Source organism: Vibrio genomosp. F6 (assembly GCF_005146325.1).
Classification (GTDB): domain Bacteria; phylum Pseudomonadota; class Gammaproteobacteria; order Enterobacterales; family Vibrionaceae; genus Vibrio; species Vibrio cortegadensis.
The window spans coordinates 112342-134525 of the sequence record NZ_SYUT01000011.1 but is presented as its reverse complement, the minus strand read 5'-3'; the positions used below and the strand labels follow the sequence as shown (position 1 = coordinate 134525).

Sequence of the window (22184 nt, the reverse complement as noted above, 5' to 3'; positions counted from 1 at the left end):
CGAGTTAGGTTTCTAGGATTGGGAGTCATGTCCATTAACGTCCTGTCTATTTTATTGCGAAATACAGGGGGAGATATCGCAATGTAAATTAGATGATTTGACCAATGGTTGAGCAGGCTACCCGAGGTGAGTGGTCGATACAATGCTCCCAGAGGCCACTATGATCTGTTCAGACCAGATGAATTACTCTAATTTTTGTAAATATAAGATTTAATATTTATAAGTTATTGAAAATTAATGTCTTTTTGTGTGTTTTTAGTGTTTTTGCTCTAAATTGTAGCTTTGTGAGATCCAGCTATCATTTTTGATAGATAGTTTGTAGCAGTGTTTAGTTCTTAAGGAGTTGTTTGTTTCTGATATACAATTACTGTAACTTCTTTGAATCGCTGTTTTTAGTGTGGGTCTCTTATGCTATTGGCTTAGCGATAAGTTTTTGTAGGCTAGCGGCTAAAAATATCATTGTGCAAATATCGGTCGTTTTATAGTTTGGGGAAAGTAAGGTTTTATGTCTAATTCTGTGGTTGATTTGTGGTTGTGCCCAATAGAAGAACTTGATGAGAGCGAAGCATTAACGGCAGAGCTTAAAGCATGGTTAACCGACGATGAGATAGCAAAAGTGAGCCGCTATAAAATGGAACGAGATCGTCTTAGAGGTCTGTATGTGCGCTGCTTTTTGCGTGCGATTTTGTCCCGTTATGCCAACCGTCATCCCAACTGGTGGCGTTTTGAATATGGCGACAAAGGGAAGCCTCGTTTAAGTGCTGACCAATTTTCCAAAACTGGAATTGAATTCAACATCAGCCATAGTCGTGATTATTTGTTGGTGGCCGTTTGTTTGAATAATTCGGTTTGGGATCCCATAGCGTTGGGAGTCGATATTGAACATTCACGAGACAACACCAATATCCAATCGATCATGACTCACTATTTTTCGCACTTAGAAATAGATCAATTAATGGCTTTGGATGAATCTCAGCAATCTACGAGATTTTTTGATTTATGGGCATTAAAAGAGTCCTACATTAAAGCTACTGGCACAGGGCTCGCGACATCATTGAAAGGTTTTGCTTTTGATTTTTCTAAGGTCACTGAGCGGACTGAGACAATGAGAACCGTGACGAATTCGAGCAAAGAGAGAGTTGGGCAGAGTCGTCAGTTACGTCTATTTCAAGGGCTTGAACTTCATCTCTTCGAAGGTCCCGATCGTGAGGTCGCGAAAAAAACGTCTACACGAGATAAACAATGCAATAACCTTTACTGGAAAAGTTTGCTTGGCCGAGTAGATGACCAATATCGATTTGCCGTGACGCTAGGTGCAGAGGGTATAGCCGGAATAAAACTCAACATGATTGAGTTTCAAACTTCCGACTTATTTTCACAATTGGAGGTATTTAAATCGAAGGACCCAACATAGCGTTTAAAACGACATCTGGTACTGGTTGAAGTCGTTTTTCTGTATCTAAACAGACCATTTCAATCTCCCCAATCACTGCGGGTTTTGTTGCCTCTTTACGCCACACTTCTTGTCGCCATAATGTCTTATATTTGCCATCTAATTCGAAGGAGGTTCGAATATCGCAAATTTCAGCAAACTCAACCCCGTCTTGAAAGGTCATATTGGCTTTGTAGACAGCGAACCCCAATCCTTGTTCATTCCATAGTTGCGCCAGTATGTCACTTCCTAATACATGCTCCCGAGCACGCTCAAAATATTTTAGAAAATTAGGGTGATACACAACACCTGAGTGATCGGTGTCTTCGTAATAAATTTGTACGGGGTGGTGGTAAATTTTGCTCATCTCGACGATCTCTTCAAGTAAGTCAGTCGTTGATACGTAATATCTCGCCGAAGCGATGACAATCAATATGGTTAGCGGCACTTTACCTTAAATTTCTAAATTACTTCAATATTCTAAGAGCGTGGCTGCCTTGGTCAGACCTCCATTTTATGTCAATAGGCGAGATCTCCCCCATACCATAAATTTTAATGGGTCATTTTCCACCCATGGAATTACCCATGTTGATGGCTGGCATGAATTGCTATCTATCCGATCCTTTGTGGTTAAAGGGTTGTTAATGGTTTGTATAGAGTTGGCGCGTAAATTGCCTTGTAAGGATTACACAGTACCCATAGATGGGGCTGTTTTGATCAATCAAGGAGAATAATAATGTTTAAGCCTCTTACTCTACTGTCTTTATCGGTACTTGCTGCTACTAGTTTTAATGCTGCTGCTAACTGTGACCCAGGCGAGATCGTGATTAAATTCAGTCACGTAACCAATACTGATAAGCACCCGAAAGGCATTGCGGCATCATTGCTTGAAGAGCGTGTAAACACGGAGATGAATGGTAAAGCTTGTATGCAGGTTTTTCCAAACTCGACTCTTTATGATGATAACAAGGTACTGGAAGCCCTTCTCAATGGTGATGTTCAAATGGCAGCTCCGTCGCTGTCAAAATTTGAAAAATTCACTAAGAAATACCGTATTTTTGACCTTCCATTCCTATTTGAAGATGTCGATGCCGTTGACCGTTTCCAAAACTCTGAAGCGGGCGACACTCTGAAGAATGCGATGAAACGTCGCGGCCTAAAAGGTCTTGCATTCTGGCATAACGGTATGAAGCAGATGTCGGCAAATAAGCCATTGATTGCCCCTGAAGATGCAAAAGGGTTGAAGTTCCGTGTTCAAGCATCCGATGTTCTGGTTGCTCAGTTTGAACAGTTAGGTGCTAACCCTCAGAAAATGTCATTCAAAGAAGTTTACGGTGGCCTGCAAACTAAGGTTATCGATGGCCAAGAAAATACTTGGTCAAACATCTACGGTAAGAAATTCTTTGAAGTACAAGATGGGGTGACAGAAACCAACCACGGTATCTTGGATTACCTAGTTGTGACATCAAACGATTTCTGGAAAAAGTTACCTGATGATGTTCGTAGCCAGCTAGATACGATTGTTAAAGAGGTGACGGCAACTCGTAATGCAGAGTCATCGAAAGTGAACCTTGCAAATAAAAATAACGTAATTGAAGCGGGTGGTGTGGTACGTACTCTTACCGCAGTTCAGCGTCAAGAATGGGTTGAGAAGCTACAACCTGTGTGGAAGAAATTCGAGAAAGACATTGGTTCAGATCTCATCGATGCTGCACTAGCTTCAAATAAAAAATAGTAAAGATAATAGAGCGGCATGTTGGTGTGCCGCTCTTAATAATTGTGTCGTTTATTAACAATGACAAGAGTGACGAATCTAATGGAGCAGTCTCAGATGGAACAGTCTCTTTTTTCTAAAGTCGGAAAATTTACCGATGCAATTGAGGAAACTCTGATTGCATTCTTTTTAGGCGCAATGACCCTACTTACTTTTGCCAACGTAGTTTTTCGCTATGTCTTCAACGGCAATATTTTATGGGCTTTGGAGCTAACCGTATTTATGTTTGCGTGGATGGTTTTGGTCGGCGCATCCTATGGTGTTAAGAAGCACTTTCATATTGGGGTGGATGTGGTTATCAACATGGCCCCTGAAAAATTACGAAAGGCTTATGCAGTGATTGCAGTAACAAGTTGTTTGGCATTCTCAGTTTTGCTGTTAATTGGTTCTTGGAACTACTGGTATCCGTTTGCAACAGAACGTGCTTGGTATGAAACCGATGACATTCCAATGCCAGAGATGCTGCAATTTATGTCGGATTGGTTGAATGAAGGCGAACGTTACGAAAAATTGCCGCGATTTATTCCTTATATGGCACTGCCTATTGGTATGGCTCTGCTTACGTTTAGATTCACGCAAATTGCTTTCCAAGTGTTCACTGGCAAATTAGATCGAATGATCGCAGGTCATGAAGCGGAAGAGGGCTTAGAAGCATTAAAAACGCAAGTATTGGAAGGTAGCGATGAAGATGCGACCTCACCTCTAAAGTCGAACGGTAAGGAGAAGTAGACCATGGCAATGTTATTTCTATTTTTGATGGTCATTGCGTTCATGCTAGTCGGTGTGCCAATTGCAATTTCGCTAGGTCTATCGAGCATGATCTTCCTATTGATGCACTCAGATGCCTCTTTAGCGTCGGTCGCTCAAACCCTATTTAATGCATTTGCTGGCCACTACACACTATTAGCGATTCCATTCTTTATTTTGGCCTCTAGTTTTATGTCTACTGGTGGGGTAGCAAAGCGTATTATTCGTTTCGCGATTGCAATGGTAGGTTGGTTCCGTGGTGGTCTCGCAATGGCTTCTGTTGTCGCATGTATGATGTTTGCGGCCTTATCAGGGTCATCACCAGCAACGGTTGTCGCAATCGGTAGTATCGTGATTGCCGGAATGGTGAAGAACGGTTACTCAAAAGAGTTCGCGGCAGGGGTTATCTGTAATGCGGGTACATTAGGGATCTTGATTCCGCCTTCTATCGTGATGGTGGTTTACGCCGCAGCTACGGATGTATCGGTTGGTCGTATGTTCCTGGGTGGCGTGATCCCTGGGCTACTCGCAGGTGTCATGTTGATGATTGCGATTTATATTGCCGCAAGAATTAAGAACATTCCAGCGCAGCCATTCGTCGGTTGGGGAGAAACGTTTGCTGCGGCTAAAGATGCGAGTTGGGGACTACTGTTAATCGTCATTATTCTTGGCGGTATCTACGGCGGTATTTTTACACCAACAGAAGCGGCGGCAGTTGCAGCGGTTTATGCCTTCTTTATTGCCAATTTTATCTATAAAGATATGGGGCCTTTCGCTGACAAGAAGAATACCAAACCTGCTTTGGTGAAGGTGTTCCAAACTTTTTGCCACAAAGACACCAAAGACACGCTTTATGAAGCGGGTAAACTAACGATAATGCTGCTGTTTATTATCGCTAATGCTCTGATTTTAAAACATGTGCTGACGGAAGAACGAATTCCTCAGATGATCACGGAATCAATGCTTTCTGCGGGTTTAGGCCCAATTGCATTCTTGATTGTGGTGAACGTGTTATTGCTGATTGGTGGTCAATTCATGGAGCCATCGGGTCTGTTGATCATTGTCGCGCCGTTAGTCTTTCCAATTGCGATTGAACTGGGTATCGACCCGATTCACCTTGGTATTATGATGGTGGTGAATATGGAAATCGGCATGATAACCCCACCTGTTGGGCTCAACCTCTTTGTTACTGCCGGGGTAGCGAAGATGTCGATGATGAATGTAGTGAAAGCCGCGCTTCCGTGGGTTGGTGTTATGTTCCTATTCCTTATGATCGTGACTTACGTTCCTTGGGTTTCAACATGGCTACCAACAACATTAATGGGGCCTGAAATCATCACGAAGTAGCTAACTAACTAAGTAGCTAAGTAGTTAAGCAGCTAAGTAACTAAGTGGCTAAGCAGTTAGGTAACTAATCACTGAGTAGGACAAAAGTTACGAGTAAATAAGTCCACTCTAATTTGATCGCTTGGATAGCAAATAAAAAAATGCCCCGCCAAATTGGTGGGGCTAAGAGTATCTAGGACAGTAGGAATAAAGCACTAATAGAACAATATTCTGGGGGTGTCTCAGCGGGGTTATTGCAGTCAAAATACTATTTAAGGCAGTGGATAAATAACGTGTAAGACTCAAAAGTAATAACCGATTTCGCTTTGATGAGTTAATACTAGCGGGAGAAAGATGAATATAATGTGAAAATAATATTCATCTTTATGTTTATAGAAAATTAGTCATTTTTATAGCGATCTTTATCTAAATTGTAGCGCTGCATTTTGTCATATAGGGTTTTTCGAGCAAGGTTAAGCCGTGACATCGTATCCTTAATACTGCCTCCACACTCAATAAGTGCCTGTTCTATGACTGATTTTTCAAACTCTGATACTTGATCAATCAGGCTCTGTTGCGTGAGTGGAGAGCAGGGTTGTTCTCCAAGTTGGGCGAGCTTTCCAAGCAGTACGAAACGTTCCGCAGCATTCCTTAACTCCCTCACATTCCCCGGCCAGTCATGGCTAAGCAGTGCTTGGAGATCCGATTGAGGTAGCGCGGTCGCCGCCTTTCCATATCGAGCCGCCGCGACCAGCAAAAAATGGTGGAAAAGTGCCGGGATATCCTCTTTTCTCTGTCTTAAAGGGGGTAAATCTAGGGTGACAACATTGAGGCGATAATAGAGATCTTGCCGAAATGAACCTTCAGCCGACGCTTGCTTTAAATCGACTTTAGTCGCGGCAACCACTCTGATATCTAAAGGGACAAGATTATTTGAACCTACACGCTCGATGACCCTCTCTTGTAGTACTCGAAGTAGTTTAATTTGAGCTTGCATTGGCATGGATTCAATTTCATCAAGGAAAAGCGTGCCTCCTTGAGCGTATTCAAATTTGCCTATTCGCTTGCTATCTGCGCCTGTAAACGCGCCTTTTTCGTGACCGTACAGCTCACTCTCGATTAGGTTTTCAGGCACAGCCCCGCAATTGACCGCCACGAAATTTTGCTCTCTACGACGACTCTGTTCATGCAGAGATCGTGCAATCAGCTCTTTACCGGTCCCAGTTTCACCGAATAACAGAATATCGGCACTGGTATCAGCAATGTGGGTGATGGTATCGCGCAAAACTTGAATGCTCTCAGTGTTACCTATGATACGTGGGCCTAGCGCCTGACTGGCTTTCAAAGTTCGTTTGAGCTGTTGGTTTTCTATGGTGAGTTGGCGTTTTTCAATCGCACGTTTTACCGTATCGATTAAATGTTCAGGTGCGAATGGTTTCTCAATGAAGTCGTAAGCGCCATCATGCATCGCTTGCACTGCCATTGAAATGTCACCATGACCAGTGATCAAAATAACAGGCAGCTCCGGATCTTTATATTTGATCGAGTTGAGCAAGTCTTGTCCTGAAATCCCAGGAAGGCATATATCTGTTACAACCACATGAGGGAGACCATCTTTATCAGCAGCAAGCAGTGCCTCTTCCGCATCAGGGAAAAATCGCGCTTCGATATCTGCAAGTTCAAAACTTTGCTCAATGGCGTGTCTTAAATCGGGTTCATCATCTATAAAAAATACGTGACACATATTTCTTCCTTTAATTATTATTTTTGAGTTGGGAAGGGGAGGTGTTCAGTAATTGAACTGTAAATCGGGCACCACCCAGCGGTGATCGACTGACAAATAAATTACCATTCATACTTTGCATAATCTGTTGGGAGATAGACAAACCTAGACCTAAACCATTTTTCTTCGTGGTGTAGAAAGGTTCAAATAAGTTGTTCATTTTATCGCTATCAATGCCGGAACCATTATCCTCGATGTGAATATTGATATGCTCATCAGAGGGTTCAATCGAGAGTGATAGCTGTTTGGGTTCAATGTTGTCTAAAGCTTGAATACCATTCGTCAGCAGATTAATAAGCACCTGTTCTAACTGGATTGGATTGATGACGACAGATTCATCTCGTTCTAATAGCTGGCAATCAAAATTGACTCGGCTTGATTTCAGTTGTGGTTTGAGCAGCTCTTTGGCGGAGAGTATTACCGGGTTAAGTTGAACATCGATTAATTCGTTGGCTGAACTTCGTCTCGCAAATGACTTGAGCTGCTGGCTTATTTTTGCCATTCGCTCTGTTAGTGACGAAATACGAGTAAGGTTTTCAATGGTTTTATCTGGTTTATTTTTCATTAAAAACAGTTTGCCGTTTTCCGCGTAGCTACGAATGGCCGCAAGGGGGTTATTCAGTTCATGGCTGATACTTGCAGACATTTGTCCCAGAACCGCGAGTTTCGCCGCTTGAACCAGTTCGTCTTGAGTCTGTATTAAGGCTTCTTCCGTTTTCGCTCGTCGGTGAATTTCAGCGTGCAGTTCAGCGGTTCTCTCCATGACTTGAAATTCAAGCTTTTGGTTCGCCTCAATATGCACTTGATCAATTTGACGCTGTCTCTGTTGGCGGTGGGCGATCAATTGATAAATCAGAAAAAAGACGGCGAAGATCAGAGTCAATATAGAGACAAAACCCAAGGTATCCCAAAGCACTAAAACTTTTGGAGACATGACGCGAATCGTAAGGTGCTCACCGGGCAGTGAACGAGATGAAGTAATAAAGTCTCCCTGAAATCCAACTTGATGGGGTTGGGTTAGCTCGGTAGAAGTAAGATAAAGATCGCCAGAAAAATTCAAACTGGAGATATTGGTATCCAAATATTGTCGGGACGCTAGAATCTCGTTCTTTTTGGCGTCAGCCAGAGGCGATAAGCTGTGAAATAGCCAATCTGGATTACTCGACATAAAGATCACGTGATTTTTATCACTGGCGACAAAATAGTTTTGTTTACTTTTCCAGTTATCTTCAATGGCGGACAGATCCATTTTTACCACCACAACCCCTATAATTTCGGCCGCATAAGTAACAGGGTAAGAGTAATAGTAACCACGTAACCCAGATGTTGAACCGAGTGCGAAATATTGACTTTCGGAGCCGACAATTGCTTGCTTGAAATAAGGGCGAAAAGCGAAATTTCGTCCGACAAATGAGCGCTCTTTATCCCAATTACTGGCAGAAATCGTGGTGCCATATTGATCAATGAGGTAAGTATCAGATGCCAGAATGACATCATTCACATGTTCTAAATATCGGTTGGTTAACTCAATTTGAGCGCTGTTTTGGGGCTGAATAAGCGCATCAACGAGCTCCTGATCCTGAGAAAGTAATTCAGGAATATGGGCGTATTTATCCAGTTTACTGGTGATATGACTGGCAAAGCGATCGAGCTGCGCTTGGTGTTCTAATACCAACAGATTGTAGCTGTGTTTCCATACCCATTGGCCGCCTAATAGAGCACAAAATAGATAAAGTAAGACAAAAATCAGCGAGATACGTTTGAGTTTGGACATCCTTTTCTCCATGTACAGCTCCTATAAATAGGGTACGGCTTTGAATGTCTCGGTGGCGAAAAAATTATCAACTATGTGCTGCAAAACAAGAGCAAGATCTCTTTTTGAGCTTTTTAATAAAAAAAGCCCTTCATTCCCTTGAAAAAGTCGCTATTGTCCCCATTTCTGATGTGTCTAATGATAAGTTGATGCTTTTTTTATCACTTAGCATGAGAATTTAGGACATTAAGCACCATGCATAGGTGAACGACTCGACAGGTCTGATTCAGATCGCTAGAATGTCGCGTCTAAATTTCTGTCCTGAGGCTAATAGGAGATACCTTTTATCACTCATTTTTGAGTTGAATAAAGATATCGCTGATTAGTCCGATATTTAACCTTGGTTTCACCCGTTAGGTATCGATGCTCAATTTTAAATTAGGTGTTCGGATAGAGCACTACACAAACATGATGCTAACAACGAAAGGCAACTGCCTCAGTTACGGCTCATACGCTCAGATTACTGAGCCAGTTTTGAGGTTTATATAATGCAAGTTACTGTTGAAAAACTAGAAGGCCTAGAGCGCCGTCTTAACATTACTGTTCCAGCTGCTAACATCGAAGATGCAGTAACAGCTGAACTACGCAACATCGCGAAAAACCGTCGTTTCGATGGTTTCCGTAAAGGCAAAGTGCCAATGAAGATGGTTGCTAAGATGTACGGCAAAGCTGTTCGTCAAGACAAAATGGGCGAAGTAATGCAACGTCACTTCATCGAAGCGATCGTTAAAGAGAAAATCAATCCAGCTGGCGCACCAACATTCGCACCAGTAGAGACTGAAGAAGGCAAAGACATCGTTTTCAACGCAACTTTCGAAGTTTACCCAGAAATCGAACTTGCTGGTCTTGCTAACATCACTGTTGAAAAACCAGCAGTAGAAGTTAAAGAAGAAGACGTTGCTGAGATGATCGAAACTCTACGTAAGCAACAAGCAACTTGGGCTGAAGTAGAAGAAGCTGCAACAGAGAACTCTCGCGCAACTATCGATTTCGTTGGTTCTATCGACGGTGAAGAGTTTGAAGGCGGCAAAGCTGAAAACTTCCCTCTAGAGATGGGTGCTGGCCGAATGATTCCTGGTTTTGAAGATGGCATCGCTGGTAAGAAAGCAGGTGACGAATTCGAAATCGAAGTAAACTTCCCAGAAGATTACCACGCTGAGAACCTAAAAGGTAAAGCAGCTAAGTTCGCTATCAAACTAAACAAAGTTGAAGCGCGTGAACTTCCAGAGCTAAATGATGAATTCGTTTCTAAATTTGGCGCAGCTGAAGGCATCGACGGTCTTAAAGCTGAAGTTCGTAAGAACATGGAACGTGAACTTAAGCAAGCTGTTAAAAACCGCATCAAAGAGCAAGCGCTTGACGGTCTAGTTAAAGAGAACGACATTGACGTTCCTTCTGCTCTAATCGATCAAGAAATCGGTACTCTACGTGAGCAAGCTGCACAACGTTTCGGTGGTAACCCTGAAGCTGCTGCACAACTTCCACGTGAGCTATTCGAAGAGCAAGCTAAACGTCGCGTAGTTGTTGGTCTTCTTCTTGGTGAAGTAATCAAGTCTGAAGAGCTAAAAGCTGACGACGAGAAAGTGAAAGCACTTATCGAAGAGATGGCGACAGCATACGAAGATCCAACAGAAGTTATCGCTTACTACGAGCAAAACGAGCAAATGATGCAAAACATGCGCAACGTAGCTCTAGAAGAGCAAGCGATTGACGCGATCATTGCTAAAGCTCAAGTTTCTGATAAAGAAGTTAGCTTCAACGAGCTAATGAATCAGCAACCAGCTTAATAAGCAATATATTTCGTAGATGGTTGACTTAACGTAAACTATTCTGCTAACAATGGTCCGTGTGATTATATCATCCGGGCCATTTATTTTAGGGACATAAGAATATGAGCTACCAAGAAAACAATGCAATGTCGCCGATCATGAACGCACTCGTACCTATGGTGGTTGAACAGACTTCCCGTGGTGAGCGTTCTTACGATATTTATTCTCGTCTATTAAAAGAACGAGTAATTTTCTTAACAGGTCAAGTGGAAGACCACATGGCAAACCTTGTCGTGGCTCAACTGCTTTTCTTAGAATCTGAAAATCCAGATAAAGATATTTTCCTATACATCAACTCTCCAGGTGGCAGCGTTACTGCGGGTATGTCTATTTATGACACTATGCAGTTCATTAAGCCAAATGTGAGCACAGTATGTATGGGCCAAGCTTGTTCAATGGGTGCTTTCCTGTTGGCTGGTGGTGCGCCGGGTAAACGTTATGTATTACCTAACTCTCGCGTAATGATTCACCAACCACTAGGCGGCTTCCAAGGCCAAGCTTCAGATATCCAAATTCATGCTCAAGAGATCCTAACGATTAAGCAAAAGCTAAATAATTTATTAGCTGAGCATACGGGTCAACCATTAGAAGTGGTAGAGCGTGATACCGATCGTGACAATTTCATGGCTGCAGATCAGGCAGTAGAATACGGTTTGGTGGATGCAGTTCTTAATCATCGTGGTGAATAGTTACCAAGGGTAATTGTTTAACGCAAATTGATTAAAATTGATATACACTCAAAGCATAAGAGTAAAGGCTAAGAGGTTAGCGAATGACAGACAAAAGCAAAGAGAGTGGAAGCGGTAAATTGCTTTACTGCTCTTTCTGTGGCAAAAGCCAGCACGAAGTTCGCAAGCTAATCGCCGGTCCTTCAGTTTACATTTGTGACGAATGTGTCGATCTATGTAACGACATTATTCGTGAAGAAATCAAGGATGTTTTGCCTAAGAAAGAATCTGAGGCACTTCCTACGCCACGTGATATTCGTGAGCACCTTGATGACTATGTAATTGGCCAAGATTACGCGAAAAAAGTGCTAGCTGTTGCGGTATATAACCACTACAAGCGTTTACGTAATGGTGATACAACGAGTGAAGGTGTTGAGCTAGGTAAGAGTAACATCTTGCTTATCGGTCCTACTGGTAGTGGTAAAACATTACTAGCAGAAACACTGGCTCGTTTTTTAGACGTACCATTTACAATGGCAGATGCAACTACATTAACCGAAGCTGGTTATGTAGGTGAAGATGTAGAAAACATCATTCAGAAACTGCTACAAAAATGTGACTACGACGTGGCAAAAGCTGAGCGTGGTATCGTCTACATCGATGAAATCGACAAGATTTCACGTAAAGCTGAAAACCCATCAATTACACGTGATGTATCTGGTGAAGGTGTGCAGCAAGCGCTATTGAAACTGGTTGAAGGTACAATTGCTTCTGTTCCGCCACAAGGTGGTCGTAAGCACCCGCAACAAGAGTTTCTACAAGTAGATACATCTAAAATCTTATTTATCTGTGGCGGTGCATTCTCCGGCTTAGATAAAGTGATTGAGCAACGTGTAGAAAAAGGTTCAAGTATTGGTTTCGGAGCAGAAGTTCGCTCTAAAGACGAAACGAAGACGGTTGGCGAGCTATTTAGCCAAGTTGAACCTGAAGACCTAGTGAAATATGGATTGATTCCAGAGTTCATTGGTCGTCTTCCTGTTACCACAACGCTAACTGAGTTGGATGAAGAAGCACTGATTCAAATTCTTTGTGAACCAAAAAATGCGCTAACTAAGCAGTATGCTGCATTATTTGAAATCGAAGAGACCGAATTAGAGTTCCGTGAAGATGCCCTACGTGCTATTGCTAAGAAAGCGATGGAGCGTAAAACAGGTGCTCGTGGACTTCGTTCTATTCTAGAAGGTGTATTGCTAGATACTATGTACGAGCTTCCGTCTTCAACAGATGTAAGCAAAGTAGTGATTGATGAATCTGTAATTAAAGGTGAATCTGATCCTTTATTAATTTATAGCAATTCAGACAATCAAGCCGCTGGCGCAGAGTAAGCGATAAGCAAATATACGAAGGAGGTAAGCAATTACCTCCTTTTTTTTATTCTTTCATTGAATCCAACCAATTAGCCCCCATATACTGCTCATAAGACTAAGCGGAAGAGAGAAAAATATGAACTTGGAACGTTCCGAGCGTATCGAGATCCCCGTACTACCTCTACGTGATGTAGTGGTTTACCCTCATATGGTTATTCCATTGTTTGTTGGCCGTCAAAAATCAATTAGCTGTCTTGAATCAGCAATGGACGCAAACAAGCAAGTATTACTTGTCGCTCAAAAAGAAGCCGACACCGATGAACCTGCCATTGATGATCTATTCACTGTTGGTACGGTCGCGACCATTCTACAGCTCTTAAAATTACCAGACGGTACCGTTAAAGTACTTGTCGAAGGGCAACAGCGCGCGAAGATTCATCAGTTTAAAGAAAATGAATTTTTCTTAGCGGATGCTGAGTATCTAACGACGACTGAACTTGATGATAAAGAGCAAGAAGTGATTGTTCGCAGCGCGATTAATCAGTTCGAAGGGTTTATTAAGCTGAATAAGAAAATACCACCTGAAGTACTGACTTCCCTTAACGGTATTGATGAAGCAGCGCGTTTAGCTGACACCATTGCTGCACATATGCCTCTTAAGTTAGTGGATAAGCAGCATGTATTAGAGATTCAAGATGTGACAGAGCGTCTTGAATTCTTAATGGGACAAATGGAATCGGAAATTGACCTGCTACAGGTTGAGAAGCGTATTCGTGGTCGTGTTAAGAAGCAGATGGAAAAATCACAGCGCGAGTACTATCTGAATGAGCAAATGAAAGCGATTCAGAAAGAGCTTGGCGAAACGGAAGATGGCGTTGACGAATTCGAAGTTTTAAAGCAGAAAATCGAAGAGTCTAAAATGCCACAAGAAGCGCGTGATAAGACCGAACAAGAGCTTCAAAAACTGAAAATGATGTCGCCAATGTCTGCTGAAGCCACCGTTGTGCGTAGCTACATTGATTGGATGATTGGTGTTCCTTGGACGAAGCGCTCAAAAGTTAAGAAGAATCTTGCGAAAGCCGAAGAAATTCTTAATGAAGACCATTTCGGTTTAGATCGAGTGAAAGAACGAATCCTTGAGTATTTGGCGGTTCAAAACCGAATCAACAAGCTTAAAGGCCCAATTCTGTGCTTGGTTGGTCCTCCTGGTGTAGGTAAAACGTCATTAGGTCGCTCAATTGCTTCTGCAACAGGACGTAAGTACACACGTATGGCGCTGGGTGGCGTTCGTGACGAAGCTGAAATCCGTGGCCACCGCCGTACTTACATTGGCTCAATGCCGGGTAAGTTAATCCAGAAAATGTCGAAAGTTGGCGTGAAAAACCCACTATTCCTCCTGGATGAGATCGATAAGATGTCTTCTGACATGCGTGGAGACCCGTCATCTGCACTTTTAGAAGTGTTAGATCCTGAGCAAAACAATGCTTTCAACGATCATTACCTAGAAGTAGATTACGATCTGTCTGATGTCATGTTTGTTGCAACATCGAACTCAATGAATATTCCTGGCCCTCTTCTGGACCGTATGGAAGTGATTCGTCTTTCGGGCTATACCGAAGATGAGAAACTAAACATTGCGAAGCGACATCTTGTTGAGAAGCAAGTTGAACGTAATGGTTTGAAACCTAAAGAGATCACGATCGAAGACTCTGCCATTATCGGCATAATCCGTTACTACACACGTGAAGCCGGTGTACGTAGCCTTGAGCGTGAAATTTCCAAGATTTGCCGTAAAGCAGTGAAGAACATTCTTCTAGATAAAGACCTGAAGAGTGTGACTGTCTCTATGGATAACTTGAAAGAGTATCTTGGTGTACAACGTTGTGATTTCGGTAAAGCTGATGACAGTAACCGTGTCGGCCAAGTCACGGGTCTTGCGTGGACGGAAGTTGGCGGTGATCTATTAACTATTGAAACAGAATCAATGGTTGGTAAGGGCAAACTGACTCAAACGGGTTCTCTTGGCGATGTGATGCAAGAGTCAATTCAAGCGGCAATGACAGTGGTACGCGCACGTGCAGAGAAGCTTGGGATCAATACCGACTTCTACGAGAAGCGTGACATCCACGTTCATGTTCCTGAAGGTGCAACACCTAAAGATGGCCCAAGTGCTGGTACCGCGATGTGTACAGCGCTTGTGTCTAGCTTAACGGGCAACCCCGTGAAAGCAGAAGTCGCAATGACCGGTGAAATTACGCTTCGTGGTGAGGTGCTTCCTATCGGTGGACTGAAAGAGAAGTTACTTGCTGCGCACCGTGGTGGTATTAAAACGGTCCTTATCCCGAAAGATAATGAGCGTGATTTGGAAGAGATTCCAGACAATGTTATTGCTGATTTAAAAGTCATTCCAGTGCAATGGATTGATGAAGTGCTTAAAGTGGCATTAGAGCGAGAGCCTACTGGTGTTGAGTTTGCTGCTGAAAAATAGTGATGTACAGCATAAATAAGTAAAAGATTACGCTGATAAGTTCAAAAAAACTTGTCAGCGTTTTTTTTGGACGCTAAGTTAATCCACTAAAGCGTGCAGCCCAGTTACAGTAAGGCTTTAGGCTAAATTTAAATCTAAAACGGAACGAAGCCACCTTAAAAAAATAATCATAGGTGACACAAAGGGGAATCACAGTGAATAAAGCACAATTAGTAGAATCAATTGCAGAAAACGCAGATATTTCAAAAGCATCAGCTGGTCGCGCATTAGACGCATTTATCAGCGCTGTTGGCGATACACTTCAATCCGGTGACCAAGTGGCACTTGTTGGTTTTGGTACTTTTAGCGTACGTACTCGTGCAGCTCGTACTGGCCGTAACCCAAAAACTGGCGAAGAGATTCAAATTGCTGAAGCAAAAGTTCCAGCATTTAAAGCAGGTAAAGCACTAAAAGACGCTTGTAACTAGATTCGATTATTCGAGCAGACAAGCACTTGATACTGAGATAGGCACAAATTCTCAAATATTAAGTCGAACTTTTTTAATTTATGCGCATCCTACTGATGCGCATTTCTTTTTCTGATATTATCGCGCAATACATAATATTGATTTTGAAGTCCTTACTTCATTTCCGGAGAGCAGTTAAATTATGATGGATCGATTACGCGAAGGCGTGAATAGCATCGCGATAAAAATTATCCTTGGATTAATCATCCTTTCATTTGTTTTTGCTGGTGTAGGTAGCTACATCACTGGTGGTGGTAATAACGCAGCAGCGAAAGTTGGCAATACAGAGATTGGTCGTGGTGAGTTTGAACAAGCATACCAAAATGAACGCAACCGCATGCAATCTCAAATGGGTGATTACTTTGCACAGCTTTTAGGTGATCCTGCTTATGTTGAATCATTCCGTAGGTCTGTATTAGATCGTATGGTGAATGAATTGCTTTTAGAGCAACATGCAGACGCATTAGGCTTGCGAGTAAGCGATGCTCAAATTCGTACCATGATTTTAGAAATGCCTCAATTCCAAAATGATGGCAAATTCGACCAAGATATTTACCAGTCCGCACTTCGTCGTGCTGGTTTTAGCGCTGAAAGCTTTGCGGAGTACATGCGTCGTGACGTAATGCGTACTCAGCTTCTTACGGCACTAGAAAGTAGTGAGTTTACGCTGCCAAGTGAGATTGATGCTCAGAGCAAGCTAATCACTCAAACTCGTGATATTCGCACGGTAACTTTGTCACTCAATGAATTTGCGAAAAACGCAGAATTGACGGACGAAGAGATTCAACAGTTTTACCAAGATAATGCCGCACGCTTTACTCGCCCAGAGCAGGTAAAAGTCGCTTATGTTGAGCTATCTGCTGAGCAACTAAAATCGCAAGTAACCGTTTCTGATGCGGATGCACAACAGTACTACCAAGATCATATGGATAAGTACTCAACAGCAGAGCAGCGTAAAGTGAGCCACATTCTGACTCAAAGCGAAGACGCTGCAGACGCTATTTTAGCTGAACTTAACAATGGTGCTGATTTTGCGACACTCGCTGAAGAAAAATCAGAAGATTTCGGCAGTGCAGAAGCGGGTGGTGATCTTGGTTGGGTTGAACGTGACGTAATGGACCCTGCATTTGAAGTTGCAGCATTTGGTTTGCAAAAAGCGGGTGACATTAGCGCCGTGGTGAAATCTGATTTCGGTTTCCACATCATCAAATTAGATGAAGTGAAAGCGTCTGAAGCTCAACCGTTTACTGATGTTGTTGGTGAAATCAAGACTGAACTGGTTGATCAGAAAGCCGTTGATCAGTTCTACGAGCTGCAATCTGAATTAGAGAGAGTGGCGTTTGAATACCCTGACTCATTAGATGATGCTGCTCAAGCTATCAGCCAAGAGATCAAAACCACTGACTTCATCTCTCAAGTTGATGCGCCAGAACTACTGAAAGCACCTGCGGTTATTGACGCGATTCTTAGCCCTGAAGTGAAAGAAGATGGTTTGAATTCAGAAGCGATTGAAGTTGCTCCTGAGCATATTATCGTTGTTCGTGTAGAAGATACTCGCGATGAGAAAGTGCTGCCTTTAGAAGACGTGAAAGCACAAGTGGTTACTCAGCTTTCAAAAAATAAAGGTGAACAGCAAGCTATCGAACTTGGTTCGACGTTGGTGTCAGAACTAGAAGCGGGCAATACTGCGATTTTAGCTGACAATGGCCTAGAGTTTGGTGATGTTGAGACTATCGACCGTAGCTCTCCATTGGCAACGTCAGTATTTACTTTCGCTAAGCCAGAAGCGGATAAAGTGACATTTGGTCAATCTAAAGATGCTGAAGGCAATATCATTGTTGTTGAACTGTCTAACGTTGCAGCAAATATTAACCCTGCATACAGCGAACAGATTGGTGCTCAACTTGAGCGTAGCAACACTCAGCAAGATCTGAATGCCGTGCTAAGTGTATTACGTAAAAATACCAGCATTGAGTATTATGTTGTGAGCCAGTAGGCAATTAACATGTAATAGATATGAATATGAAAACGGGTCACATTTGTGGCCCGTTTTATTTTTCTGGCTTCCCCAACCTTCATTTCTGCATCATCGCTATTATTTCATTCCAATCTATTTAAAAGGAATTGAATATGCTTTTACGTAAATACCTATTGACTCTGATTCTGGCGATATCATTACCCATTTCTGCTTTTGCGGCTGAAGAGAGTACGCTTACTAAGCATGATGGCATTGAAATTACGGTGAATATTAATACCGCTTCTGCAGAGGAGCTTGCCACCTTACTAAAAGGTGTTGGTAAGAAGAGAGCACAAGATATTGTGGACTATAGAAAAGCCAATGGTGAGTTTCAATCGGCTGAAGAGTTGACGAATGTGAAAGGTATTGGAAGGTCAACATTAGAAAAAAACAGTGAAAGAATACAGTTATAAAGCTACATAAATAAAGCTACGTAAATAGAACTACATAAATAGAGCACAAGGTACTGTTACTTTGGCTATGTCTCTAACCGCTTAAAGGGTCTCATGAAAATATCATGAAAAGATTTACTCATGAGACTCGTTATCTGATGCGGTGATTTTTTGGACTGATAGGGTGAGCAAAGCTAACAAAGTTCCTCCGAGAGCCCCTACTAGGTGTGCCTCAATGGCCACTCGGGCGTTGATCATTGCACTCGTGCTTGTTGAAGCTCCGTATGATTGCTCCCAAGCGACTTTAGCTACTAATCCACCCACGAGTAGCCAGCTGCTTTTCCTTCCCTCTAAAGCTTCTCTGAGTGCGAAATATCCAAATAGTCCATGCAGGACACCTGACAACCCAACATAGCGTTGCATCTCTGTTGCCAATAAAGCGATACCAACCACTGCGCAGCAACAAAGCAGCACAAAAGCAACATGCTTAGCCGTCGGTTTAAATAAGTGAGTAATAACCCATAGCCCTGCAATGTTCATGATAAGGTGCATGGCATTGGTATGAGTGAGGTTTCCTGTTAGGATCCGCCACCACTGGCCAGAAACAATGGCGGATGCATCCCATGTTGCCCACGATTGTAATTCTGGTATCTGAAAAGCAAGGCAAACGCCGCTCATTATTACTAAAAATAGGTACACTGTTACTCCATGTATAGATATTGCAGTAAATGTCGAAAATCACTCAAAGCATGCATATGTGACTGGATTAAAACCCTTTCGACTTCGGTTGAGCTTATCATTCTTCAGCATTCGACAGAAGAAAATAGACCGATGGGAACGGCGAGAATTCTATCTCTTTCATTGCCGAACAGTCGACTAATCGTAGGTGAAGACTTTTCTGATAATGTAGAACTCAATGGTTTGCTCAGTGAAAGTGAGGTCGAGCATGTCATTCTTTACCCAAGCGAAAAATCGACAGATATTCAGGCGTTCAAGCAGGTACAAGATCCTGACAGAAGGTTTGGAGATGAAAAGAGACTACGTGTGATTCTGTTGGATGGAACATGGAAGAAAGCATTTAAAATGTGGCAAGTATCGAACAATTTGCGCGACTTAACTTGCATCCACCTGCCAACGGATCTGCAGGGGAATTATCGAATTCGGAAAGCCCCTTCAAGTAATAGTCTTTCAACGGTAGAGGCGGGCTATCATATTTTGTCTTTGCTAGAGCCTGAAAATGATTTTTCACCGCTGCTTGAAGCATTTGATAACATGATTGAGTTTCAAATTAAGCAAATGCCCCCTGGAGTGTTTGAAAAAAACTATCTATCAAAGCTCAGTGATTAGAGGGCAATGATTGGGTTTTGAGCCCACTTTTAATGGGATGAGAACAGTTGCTGGTGTAACTGCTGGGCAAAACCATCGGTCATCGCAGAAATATAGTCCGCGATAACTCTCATTCCATCGCCATGCTTCTGGTTGGCATCTCGCCACAATTGTTGTGTTGATTCGGGTAGTAATCTTTCTGGATCGGCGCTAAAAGCTTCAAACATATCCATTATGATCTGTTGACCTTTGTACTCTACAATTTGGACTTGAGGTATTTGGATAACAAACTGGCTAACAAAGCCTTTTAAGACTTCTAGGGCGTCGGCCATTGGTTTCTCTAAGTATGCATTGTACGCAAGGAGTTCTGATTCGAAGGGTGCAGGAACCTTTTGAATGCTAATACTGGTCAGCAGGGCGTTGACCATTCCGCCTATGGCATCTTTTCTTAAATGATGTTTTCCAGAAAAAAGCATCTCATTAATCGACTCTAGGTTGGATTCAAACCACTTATCACCACATTCTGCTAATTGACTTGCTGCAGACTCTTGCCATTGTTGGCGAGTCACTAAACCTAGCACGATGGCATCTTCAAGATCGTGGACCCCATAAGCGATGTCATCGGCAAGCTCCATAATCGAACAATCAATGGATTTATACTGGGTTTTCTGGTGCTCAAACTCTGAAACATCACTTTCACGCATTGTGGAGAATAGCGCTTTATCTTGGGTGCTAAGAGGAGAGAATACCCAATCAAGAATCGGTTTATCTTGGTCGTAAATACCTTTTGCCGGAGACCAATCTTTCGCTTTTAGTCGACGTTGATGCTCAACAGGTTTGGGCTGAACGTGCGAACGAGTTTGGCTCAATAACGCTGGGTACTTAATTAAACCCAATAGAGTACGTCGAGATAGGTTCATACCGTGATGCTCTGTGTATGGTTCTAAACGGCTTACTATTCGAAAAGTTTGGGCATTGCCTTCAAAACCACCATGATCACGCATCATGTAGTTGAGCGCGACTTCACCGCCATGTCCATAAGGTGGGTGACCAATATCATGAGCAAGGCAGATGGATTCAATTAAGCTATCAGAAGGCAACAAGCCGCGGTACTCAGGTTGTTTCTTTTTGATTTGAGCCACAATGCCAGAACCTAGCTGTGCGGCCTCTAAGGAGTGAGTGAGCCGAGTTCGGTGGAAATCATTAACCGACGTACCATGAACCTGGGTTTTAGCTTGTAGGCGTCTAAAAGCCGCAGAGTGTAAGATCCTAGCACGATCACGCTGAAACGGGCTTCGGTGATCGTCGCGTCTAATTTTATGTTCGTCATTATCTCTTTCTAACCACTGAGGGTTTAAGTCAATATCCATGCTGTGACTCCTCTGTTATCCCCTTACGTTACAGTGTGTTAGTTGATTTCGTCTAGTGTTAATTCAAAGCTTGGTGCGAAGGTTTGCAGAAAGTACTCCATTTCAGGCGTATGTCGCTGTTGCAAAGTCCTCTTTAAATTCGTCAGGTAGCATAGAAAGAAGTTTATGCTCTGCCGCGGCTTCGATTTCCTTATACTCTTTGGCAATTTCGGGATTGTAGTATTTGACCGGAGTCGGGAGATCACTGATTAGTGATCCGCCAAACGATCTTCGAGTACATAGAGGTTGATTATAATCGAACGAGAAGGCACAAGTGCCATTGGGTATCTGAGCCCAATGAACTTTGAAAAGCAAAATGTCGCTTAGTTAAGTGTCCAGTCTGACTGGAGCAGCTCACTCGGTGTAGTTGTGCTCTAATGTTCAAGCACATTCGCGACGATCAGTTCATTTTGCATTTGATGCAGAGAAGCATCAGTTACGCCAGTTATTTCAACTACAAGTGCCTTTAGGGTTAGGGTAGGCGATCAGCCAAGAATGAACATCTTGGATTATTTGGTATTCACATTTTTCCTCAACAACTGAACCTCGAATGACTTTTATATTAGAATCATCCTCAATTATAAAAGTATGAGCCGGATTTTTAATTTTATAATACTGACCTGTAAGTTCATTTCTAGTGATATACAGTGCAGTTTTTAGTAAAGATGATAACACTTCAGATAAATACTCACTGTCTCCCTCGATGAGTTTTTGACTTTGAGAGTCAGTTAACTTAGGGCTGTATACCTGAATCAGGTTTTTATATTTTAGCTTTTGTTTCCGACTATTGCTTTTTTCTTGTAATGGTAACCAAACAATCGATTTCAGTGAAAGCTTCGTCATGTCACTATTGCTAAAGAAAATAGGCTTGATATTGATAGTATCAGGATCTTCATTTTCCTGACTCATCAGCTGGAAGTTATAATCCCCTATGAGGTCAATTAAAAGTATCTCTTTTGACTTGCTTATTAGAGGTAATATTTTTTTGTTAGCTTGTTTTTGCTCCTTAGTTAGCTTGTTATTCCTTTCAGACTCCACCAAGGAAGAGTGTGTACCAATCTGAACTAGTAAACCGATTAACCCAGCTCCACCTTGATACACCATTGGCGAGGCGTCAGCGGTGTTGTTTTGTAAATACAACCCGCGCAAATCGACATTTGTGTTATTAGCAAAACTAAACTTAAAGTTCGCTTTATCAATATGGTTGTCTGCTATTAGATTTACATGTTTAGCGTAATCATCTCGGTAGGGTGTGCTGCCACACCCTATCAAAGTTATAGTGAAAATCATTAATAAAAATCGCATAT

18 protein-coding genes and 2 pseudogenes are annotated in these 22184 nt (G+C 42.4%); 13 read left to right on the top strand and 7 right to left on the bottom strand.

Features of this window, described 5'->3' with window-relative positions; genetic code table 11:
- Positions 1–505 precede the first annotated feature (505 nt).
- Positions 506–1414: a 4'-phosphopantetheinyl transferase family protein gene (locus FCV43_RS02695; RefSeq protein WP_017051263.1), complete on the top strand. Its 909-nt coding sequence runs from the start codon at positions 506–508 to the stop codon at positions 1412–1414.
- Here the strand turns inward: FCV43_RS02695 and FCV43_RS02690 are convergent.
- Positions 1392–1799 (bottom strand): thioesterase family protein, encoded by a 408-nt coding sequence (locus tag FCV43_RS02690; protein ID WP_029203223.1) that lies wholly within the window; start codon positions 1797–1799, stop codon positions 1392–1394. The two genes, FCV43_RS02695 and FCV43_RS02690, sit on opposite strands and share 23 nt — an antisense overlap.
- A gap of 369 nt (positions 1800–2168) precedes the next feature.
- Between FCV43_RS02690 and FCV43_RS02685 the strand changes: the two genes are divergently transcribed.
- The 3 genes from FCV43_RS02685 to FCV43_RS02675 all read left to right on the top strand — a co-directional run bounded on the left by FCV43_RS02685 (position 2169) and on the right by FCV43_RS02675 (position 5300).
- Complete coding sequence (locus FCV43_RS02685; protein WP_017051265.1) at positions 2169–3167, top strand: TRAP transporter substrate-binding protein; 999 nt, start codon at positions 2169–2171, stop codon at positions 3165–3167.
- An 81-nt stretch (positions 3168–3248) separates the two neighbouring features.
- The gene (locus FCV43_RS02680) at positions 3249–3935 is read left to right on the top strand and encodes a TRAP transporter small permease (protein WP_050988724.1); all 687 of its coding nucleotides are present in this window, start codon (positions 3249–3251) and stop codon (positions 3933–3935) included.
- A gap of 3 nt (positions 3936–3938) precedes the next feature.
- The gene (locus FCV43_RS02675; RefSeq protein ID WP_017051267.1) at positions 3939–5300 is read left to right on the top strand and encodes a TRAP transporter large permease; all 1362 of its coding nucleotides are present in this window, start codon (positions 3939–3941) and stop codon (positions 5298–5300) included.
- A gap of 379 nt (positions 5301–5679) precedes the next feature.
- Here FCV43_RS02675 and FCV43_RS02670 read toward each other — a convergent pair whose 3' ends face one another.
- Together FCV43_RS02670 and FCV43_RS02665 are read right to left on the bottom strand one after the other, a co-directional pair.
- Complete coding sequence (locus tag FCV43_RS02670; protein ID WP_136993944.1) at positions 5680–7023, bottom strand: sigma-54-dependent transcriptional regulator; 1344 nt, start codon at positions 7021–7023, stop codon at positions 5680–5682.
- A 10-nt stretch (positions 7024–7033) separates the two neighbouring features.
- Positions 7034–8836 (bottom strand): sensor histidine kinase, encoded by a 1803-nt coding sequence (locus tag FCV43_RS02665; protein ID WP_136993943.1) that lies wholly within the window; start codon positions 8834–8836, stop codon positions 7034–7036.
- 527 nt (positions 8837–9363) lie between these two features.
- Between FCV43_RS02665 and tig the strand changes: the two genes are divergently transcribed.
- The 7 genes from tig to FCV43_RS02630 all read left to right on the top strand — a co-directional run bounded on the left by tig (position 9364) and on the right by FCV43_RS02630 (position 18163).
- Entirely contained in the window at positions 9364–10662 is a 1299-nt protein-coding gene (gene tig, locus FCV43_RS02660; RefSeq protein ID WP_017051270.1) for a trigger factor, read from the top strand.
- 104 nt (positions 10663–10766) lie between these two features.
- A complete protein-coding gene (gene clpP, locus FCV43_RS02655; protein ID WP_017051271.1) occupies positions 10767–11393 on the top strand; it encodes an ATP-dependent Clp endopeptidase proteolytic subunit ClpP in 627 nt (208 codons plus the stop codon).
- A gap of 83 nt (positions 11394–11476) precedes the next feature.
- Positions 11477–12757, top strand: coding sequence for an ATP-dependent protease ATP-binding subunit ClpX (gene clpX, locus FCV43_RS02650; protein WP_113795885.1), 1281 nt, complete (start codon positions 11477–11479; stop codon positions 12755–12757).
- Between the two features lie 118 nt (positions 12758–12875).
- Positions 12876–15227 carry an endopeptidase La gene (gene lon / locus FCV43_RS02645; RefSeq protein WP_136993942.1) on the top strand — a complete coding sequence of 784 codons (2352 nt, stop codon included), beginning with the start codon at positions 12876–12878 and terminating at the stop codon, positions 15225–15227.
- Between the two features lie 194 nt (positions 15228–15421).
- On the top strand, positions 15422–15694 hold the full coding sequence (locus tag FCV43_RS02640) for an HU family DNA-binding protein (RefSeq protein ID WP_017051274.1): 273 nt from the start codon (positions 15422–15424) through the stop codon (positions 15692–15694).
- 181 nt (positions 15695–15875) lie between these two features.
- On the top strand, positions 15876–17729 hold the full coding sequence (ppiD, locus tag FCV43_RS02635) for a peptidylprolyl isomerase (RefSeq protein ID WP_136993941.1): 1854 nt from the start codon (positions 15876–15878) through the stop codon (positions 17727–17729).
- Between the two features lie 128 nt (positions 17730–17857).
- The gene (locus FCV43_RS02630) at positions 17858–18163 is read left to right on the top strand and encodes a ComEA family DNA-binding protein (protein WP_431188280.1); all 306 of its coding nucleotides are present in this window, start codon (positions 17858–17860) and stop codon (positions 18161–18163) included.
- A 114-nt stretch (positions 18164–18277) separates the two neighbouring features.
- Here FCV43_RS02630 and rrtA read toward each other — a convergent pair whose 3' ends face one another.
- Positions 18278–18841 (bottom strand): rhombosortase, encoded by a 564-nt coding sequence (rrtA, locus tag FCV43_RS02625; RefSeq protein WP_240697114.1) that lies wholly within the window; start codon positions 18839–18841, stop codon positions 18278–18280.
- Positions 18842–18850: 9 nt separating this feature from the next.
- Between rrtA and FCV43_RS02620 the strand changes: the two genes are divergently transcribed.
- Complete coding sequence (locus tag FCV43_RS02620) at positions 18851–19489, top strand: tRNA-uridine aminocarboxypropyltransferase (protein ID WP_113795888.1); 639 nt, start codon at positions 18851–18853, stop codon at positions 19487–19489.
- Positions 19490–19518: 29 nt separating this feature from the next.
- Here FCV43_RS02620 and FCV43_RS02615 read toward each other — a convergent pair whose 3' ends face one another.
- Complete coding sequence (locus FCV43_RS02615) at positions 19519–20838, bottom strand: anti-phage deoxyguanosine triphosphatase (RefSeq protein ID WP_136993940.1); 1320 nt, start codon at positions 20836–20838, stop codon at positions 19519–19521.
- A gap of 38 nt (positions 20839–20876) precedes the next feature.
- Positions 20877–21090, bottom strand: a pseudogene (locus tag FCV43_RS02610) (YfbR-like 5'-deoxynucleotidase); the annotation flags it as partial.
- Positions 21091–21092: 2 nt separating this feature from the next.
- On the opposite strand from FCV43_RS02610, the pseudogene FCV43_RS20330 reads away from it, so the two are divergent.
- A pseudogene (locus FCV43_RS20330) lies at positions 21093–21204 on the top strand (IS3 family transposase); the annotation flags it as partial.
- Positions 21205–21327: 123 nt separating this feature from the next.
- Here the strand turns inward: FCV43_RS20330 and FCV43_RS02605 are convergent.
- Positions 21328–22182 carry a hypothetical protein gene (locus FCV43_RS02605; protein WP_136993939.1) on the bottom strand — a complete coding sequence of 285 codons (855 nt, stop codon included), beginning with the start codon at positions 22180–22182 and terminating at the stop codon, positions 21328–21330.
- Between the last annotated feature and the right edge of the window lie 2 nt (positions 22183–22184).

Excerpts from the sequence above, each read along its gene's own strand:
- FCV43_RS02695 (WP_017051263.1), top strand. The coding sequence starts at position 506 with ATGTCTAATTCTGTGGTTGATTTGTGGTTGTGCCCAATAGAAGAACTT.
- FCV43_RS02690 (WP_029203223.1), bottom strand. The coding sequence starts at position 1,799 with ATGAGCAAAATTTACCACCACCCCGTACAAATTTATTACGAAGACACC.
- FCV43_RS02685 (WP_017051265.1), top strand. The coding sequence starts at position 2,169 with ATGTTTAAGCCTCTTACTCTACTGTCTTTATCGGTACTTGCTGCTACT.
- FCV43_RS02680 (WP_050988724.1), top strand. The coding sequence starts at position 3,249 with ATGGAGCAGTCTCAGATGGAACAGTCTCTTTTTTCTAAAGTCGGAAAA.
- FCV43_RS02675 (WP_017051267.1), top strand. The coding sequence starts at position 3,939 with ATGGCAATGTTATTTCTATTTTTGATGGTCATTGCGTTCATGCTAGTC.
- FCV43_RS02670 (WP_136993944.1), bottom strand. The coding sequence starts at position 7,023 with ATGTGTCACGTATTTTTTATAGATGATGAACCCGATTTAAGACACGCC.
- FCV43_RS02665 (WP_136993943.1), bottom strand. The coding sequence starts at position 8,836 with ATGTCCAAACTCAAACGTATCTCGCTGATTTTTGTCTTACTTTATCTA.
- tig (WP_017051270.1), top strand. The coding sequence starts at position 9,364 with ATGCAAGTTACTGTTGAAAAACTAGAAGGCCTAGAGCGCCGTCTTAAC.
- clpP (WP_017051271.1), top strand. The coding sequence starts at position 10,767 with ATGAGCTACCAAGAAAACAATGCAATGTCGCCGATCATGAACGCACTC.
- clpX (WP_113795885.1), top strand. The coding sequence starts at position 11,477 with ATGACAGACAAAAGCAAAGAGAGTGGAAGCGGTAAATTGCTTTACTGC.
- lon (WP_136993942.1), top strand. The coding sequence starts at position 12,876 with ATGAACTTGGAACGTTCCGAGCGTATCGAGATCCCCGTACTACCTCTA.
- ppiD (WP_136993941.1), top strand. The coding sequence starts at position 15,876 with ATGATGGATCGATTACGCGAAGGCGTGAATAGCATCGCGATAAAAATT.
- FCV43_RS02620 (WP_113795888.1), top strand. The coding sequence starts at position 18,851 with ATGTATAGATATTGCAGTAAATGTCGAAAATCACTCAAAGCATGCATA.
- FCV43_RS02615 (WP_136993940.1), bottom strand. The coding sequence starts at position 20,838 with ATGGATATTGACTTAAACCCTCAGTGGTTAGAAAGAGATAATGACGAA.
- FCV43_RS02605 (WP_136993939.1), bottom strand. The coding sequence starts at position 22,182 with ATGCGATTTTTATTAATGATTTTCACTATAACTTTGATAGGGTGTGGC.